The following is a 4760-nucleotide window of genomic DNA, read 5'->3' on the forward strand; positions in this document are numbered from 1 at the left end:
GTATTGTAGCCTAGGTCGGCTGCGTGCATGTTGGTGGTCTTCACGGCAGCCAGGATCGTGTCCCAGAAGGGATCCTCCGCCAGCAGCTCCTTTGGCAAATCGCCCACCACGTTGGCCTTGAGCCTCTTCACCAGGCGTTTGTCCGCATCCACGCGCAGGCGCATCTGCAGCACGGTCTCCTTCTTGCCGCCCTTCCCCAACACTTCGCGCACCAGCACGTTCTGGTCCTCGATATCGCCCTTGTCCACAGCCAGGGATCGCCCCTGCCAGCCGGACTCACGGATGGCCTTCACCTCCTCCTTCAGGTCGACACGGCTGCCCCGCGCCCAGGCCGTGCCCCCATCCGCTGCCGGCGGCGCCGCCGCCTCCTCAACCGCCTGCCCGAAGCGGAAGGACACCTTCCGCCCCAGCCGCGCCGACTCGATCTCGCTGTAGAAACGCTCGAAGTCCCCCCGGATGGCGTTCTTGCGCTCAACGGCAGCCCGCAAGAAGTCCTGCAGGGCACCCGGCTGACCAGCGAAGCGCCGGCCGGCATAGGGCATGAGCATCTCGCGGTAGGCGGCATCGGGAATCGCCTCCACCCGCCTGATCCACTCCTGGGTGGCCCGCAGGTCCAGCTTGATCTTCCCGTCCCGGTGGGCACGCAGAAGCTTGTTGATGAGGGGCTCGTCGAAGCGCCCGCCGGCGTTGGGCGCATAGTCGACGGAGAGCTTGTCCTTGCCGAAAAACTTGAAGAGCTGGCCCTTGTCGATGCCATAGACCTTGCCGTCCCGCGCACGCAGGAACTGGCCCGCGTGACCGTCGTGGTTGGAGATCAGCCAGTCCACCACCTGTTCTCGCTGGATCTGCGCAAGCTCGGCAGGCGTGAGGGCCGCGAGATCCATCTTCTCGAAGCTGTGCGGGTCCTTGAGTCCCTGCTTCATCTTCTGGATCGATCCCGAGCGCATGCGACCGTGCATGTCCTTCAGCCGGATGGTGCGCACCTCGATGGCGCCCGGATCGATCTCGCGCTGGATGAGGTAGGCCACCTCGTCGCCAAAGGCGCGGAACTCCTCGGCGATGGGCTTGAACAGCCACTTGTCGCCGGCCTTGTCCGTGTAGAAGTACTTCGTGTGGACGCCGCCCAGCTCACTGGCGTCGCTGTGAAAGGTGAAGGGATTCTCGGCCTTCAGCGCCTCCCAGGCCTCGTCGGCGCTGCGCGCCTGGACGGCGGGCGTCGCCTTTGGGGCCGGCTTGGGAGCGGCCGGTTTGGGCGTGGCGGGTTTGGCGGGCGGCGCCACCTTCTTGAGCTTCGCCGCCTCCTTGGCCGCCGCCACCTTGGCCGCCACCTGCTCGGCGATCTTGGACTGAAGGGGCTTCTGGGTCAGGTAGGTGACGGTCTCGGCCTTCGTGAACCATTGGAAGTTCTTGACCTTTGCCGCCTTCAAGACATCGCGCAGCGCCGACTGGCCCGTCAGCTCCACCTTCAGAGTGAAGGCGTCCTGGGCCTTCGACAGATAGCCGCCCAGATCCGCCGCCTTCTTCGGGCCCAGGATCTCCAGGTGCTTTTGGACATGCACCAGCAATTGGTCCATCTGCTGGTGGAAGGCCTGGAACTGGGCGGGATCCGCCTCCAGGTCCTTCAACTTGACCAGCGTCGTATGGAAGTCCGCCGTGGCCTGGTCCGCCAGCGCCGTCTTCTTGGCCGCCTCCTCCGCCGCCTGCTTGGCCTTCTTGGCCGCCTCCTCCGCCTGCTTGAGCGCCGCCGCCTTGGCCGCATCCGTGGCGTGATCCGCCTTGTGGATGGCGGACAGCAGCTCGTCCTTGGTCTTCAGCGCCCCGATCTTGTACTTCTTGAACCACGCATCCAGCTCGACAGGCGTGTGTCCCGCCAGCCAAGAATCGCTGTGCCCCGTCATCTCGGACAGCATGACAAGCCGGTCCGCCTTGGTGCGGGCGATGGACACGCCCTTCTCCTTGGCCACCTCCCGCAGCTGGACCATGGTCAGCTTGCCGTAGTCCCCGCTCTTCAGCGCCTCCTGCACGGCCCCGTCCCCCAGCGCCTGGTCCGCCAGCTGCGCCTCCAGAGTGCCCAGGTCCGTGATCTGGGACAGAGAGCCACCGGGCATGTGCGTGCAGCGGCACGCCGGGTGCAGGGGCTGGATGGGTAGATCCTGGAGATCGAACTCCCTGCCGTGCAGCGATCCACATTCGGGGGACTCCCGCTCGTCGCCGGCGGTCAGCCAGCGCGCGCTCTTGACCCCAATCTGGGTCTCGAACTTCTTGGCGCCCTGGTTGTAGGCCCGCATCGTCTCGCTGCGCGCGATGAGCTCGGCACGCTGCTGCACGGTCTTGAAGACCGTCTTCCCCGCCTGGCGGAACTCCTCCGGGTCCTTGACGATGCCGCCGATGCGCCGGGCGATCTTGGCCGGGCCCTCGCCCTGGGCGATGCCCACCTGTACGGCCCCCTTGATGCCGGCGACGAGGTCGTCTGAGAGCTTGCCCAGGAGCTGCAGCTGGTAGTTCGAGAGGAAGTCCAGGGCGTCGGTGGGGACTAGGGAGAAGGCCGCCTCGGCCAGGGCCTCCCGACCGGCTTGGTCCAGGGCCTGGTAACCGCCCAGCTTCTGGGCCCCCAGCTGGGCGAGCTTGCCTTCGATGCCGGCCTTGGCCAAGTCCCCCGTCATGCCCTGGTAGGCCAGCGTGAGATCCTGCTTCAGCTGCGCCGCCGTCTGGGCCAGGTGCGTCTCCAGGACCTTCAGCCGCACCAACTGCACGGACTTGCCCGGCTGGGCGCCGGGGCCGAACTGGGAAAGATCCCCCAGGGCCAGGATCTGCGCCTTCACGTCCTTGGCCGCCCGGTCCAGGGCCTTCAAACTGCCGGCCAGGACCTCGTCCGAGTAGGCGCCGGCCTTGGCCAGGCTCTGGGCCGTGGCCTGCTCAATGGCTTGCCGCTGGGTGAGGGCGTAGGAAAGGAGGGCCCGGCTGCCCATGGGCAGGAGCAGGGCCTCCACCTCCAGGTGGAGCTCTCCTCTGGGCAGCGGCGGATGCGGGCTGCCACACCTGCAGGCGGCAGCTGGCATCAGGCGGCCTGCGGCTCCGCGGCGTCCAAGGCCTGGACGCGCTCCATTGCAAGCGTGCGGGCCCGCGCCCGAATGATCTGATCCACCTGCTGATAGAGCCCGGCCACGTCGCCCGTCTGGGGCGCCGGCGCCGCGGCGCCCGGGTCCTCCTTGGGCGCCCCCTTCAACCGCTCCGCCAGGTTGAGCAGGAAGGCCACCTGGTCCTGGGTCAGCATCTCCTGCTGGGCCAGGCCCACGATGTCCCCGGGCGAGAGCGGCGCGATCACCTGCTTGGTCTCGCGCCCGATCTGGGCCTGCTCGATGTCGGGGGACAGGCCCATCATGGCCTGCAGGCTGCGCACACTGATGAGCCCACGGTCGTAGAGGTCCACCAGGACCTTGCGCTGGTCGGCGCCGGCGGACAGGTCGATCTCCGGGAAGGCGATGTGCAGGCTCTCGCCTTCCTTGCCGCGCATGGCCAGCCAATCGTCCAGGACCCATTGGAGCATGTCGCGCGCCATGTCCCTTAGGTCCGACAGCATGAGCTGGATCTTGGCGAAGCCCAGGCTGGCCGTGGAAAAGTTGGCCCCGTCCCCGGAGACCAGGGCGCGTGTAAATCCCATGGCGACGATGACGTCGCTCTTGGCCTCCCTCACCTTCTCCTCGGTCTTCAGGGTCTCGCCCTCGGCGCCGTAGGTCTCGATGGTCACGTAGAAGGGCACGACGGCGCCCTGGCGCGCGCTCATGCCGTCGACGATCTTCTTGATGTCCTTCAGCATGCTGGGCTTGGGCATGACCACCGTCTTGCCGAACTGGCCACCCACCTTGATGAAGCGGATGGGCGTGGCCCAGCGCTTGGCGATGGCGCGCTCGGCGCGCCGGTAGTCCCGCAGGAGCTCGATGGACTCGAAGGCCGGCAGCACCATGCTGGTGCCGTGCTCGGCGAAGTCGGGTGCGTCCCACATCCAGCGCCGGAACTGCTCCAGCGACACGTCCGTGTGATCCCGGGGCAGGCCGCCCTCGTCTTGCAAGAAGGAGCGCACCTTCACCACCTGCCCGTCCTTCACCGTCGTCTCCAGCAGCAGGGGGTTCAAGACCTTGATGCGCTCGAAGTCCTGGTAAAGCGGCTTGCCCTCCTCGTTCTTGGCCTTCTCCTCCCCGCCATACTCCTTGAATGCAGCCGCCTCGCCCTTGGTCAAGAGCTGCAGCAACTGGTCCTTCAACCAGCGCTTGAGGTTCAGGCGCCGCTTCAAGGCATCCACGTCCTTCTGCAGCTCGGGCGTGCTGGCCAACAGGGTGAAGTCGTCCCCCACGGCCAGGGTCCGCCAGGCATTGATGCAGTTGTTGACGATGGGTTCCTGCTGGAAGTACTCCCAGGCCTTGGCGCCGCGCTCGTGCCACTCCTTGGGAATCCCGTCCACGGAAGTCTCGCTGGCGAAGGGATCGATCGTGGCCGCCTGGGCCGCCATCTCATCGCCCACCTCGACCACGCCTTCCGCCGTTTGACGAACGGGCAAGAGCCCGCGGCTGAACAGCTTCACGATGGCCTCCTACACAAAGATGTCGCCGGTCAGGACCGGCATCACGAACTCGGCCTCGCCCATCGACCCATCGTCCACCAGCTGTTTCAAGAGCTCGCGCTCCTTGCGCAGGACGGCGCAGCGGGTGGAGTCGATGATATGGTCGTTGCCCTTGGAGTACACGATCCGACTCGCTTGGCTC

The 4760-nt window shown here is 66.7% G+C and carries 2 protein-coding genes; both read right to left on the reverse strand.

The features are described from left to right. Window positions 1–2990: minor capsid protein (locus Q8O14_09030; GenBank protein MDP2360884.1), on the reverse strand; the 2990-nt coding region annotated here is incomplete at its 3' end. Window positions 2991–3058: 68 nt separating this feature from the next. Then, window positions 3059–4579, reverse strand: a complete 1521-nt coding sequence (locus Q8O14_09035; GenBank protein MDP2360885.1) for a hypothetical protein — start codon at window positions 4577–4579, stop codon at window positions 3059–3061. Window positions 4580–4760 lie beyond the last annotated feature (181 nt).

This window comes from bacterium, from assembly GCA_030685015.1.
In the GTDB taxonomy this organism is placed as follows: Bacteria; CAIWAD01; CAIWAD01; order CAIWAD01; family CAIWAD01; genus CAIWAD01.